This is a genomic window from Burkholderia sp. AU4i, assembly GCF_000466765.1.
Taxonomy (GTDB): domain Bacteria; phylum Pseudomonadota; class Gammaproteobacteria; order Burkholderiales; family Burkholderiaceae; genus Burkholderia; species Burkholderia cepacia.
The window spans coordinates 1-529 of sequence record NZ_ASSI01000452.1; the positions used below are offsets into that span (position 1 = coordinate 1).

1 protein-coding gene is annotated in these 529 nt (G+C 69.9%); it reads left to right on the forward strand.

Translation table 11 applies throughout. From position 1 onward, the window contains the following. On the forward strand, positions 1 to 529 hold a 529-nt coding region (locus tag L810_RS43435), incomplete at both ends, for an aldehyde dehydrogenase family protein (protein ID WP_042978495.1).

The window sequence follows — 529 nt, forward strand, 5'->3', positions numbered from 1 at the left end:
TCATCGTGTTCGACGACGCCGAGCTCGATGCCGCGGTCGACGGGTTGATGGCCGCCAAGTTCCGCAACGGCGGGCAGACTTGCGTGTCGCCGAATCGCGTCTACGTGCAGGCCGGCGTCTACGACGCATTCGCCGCGAAGCTCGCGGCGCGCGTCGCCGCGCTGAAGGTCGCGCCGGCGACCGACCCTGCCGCGCAGATCGGCCCGATGATCAACGCGCGTGCGGTGGACAAGATTGCCCGCCACGTCGGCGACGCCATCGAGCGCGGCGCGCGCGTGCTCGCCGGCGGCAAGCGTCTGGTCGAACTCGGTGCGAACTATTACGCGCCGACGGTGCTCGCCGACGCCACCGCCGACATGCAGCTGACCTGCGAGGAAACCTTCGGCCCGGTCGCCGCGCTGTTTCGCTTCGACACCGAGGACGAAGCGGTCGATGCCGCGAACGACACGCCGTTCGGGCTCGCCGCGTATTTCTACACGCAGGACGTGCGGCGCATCGCGCGCGTGTCGGCGCGGCTCGAAACGGGCAT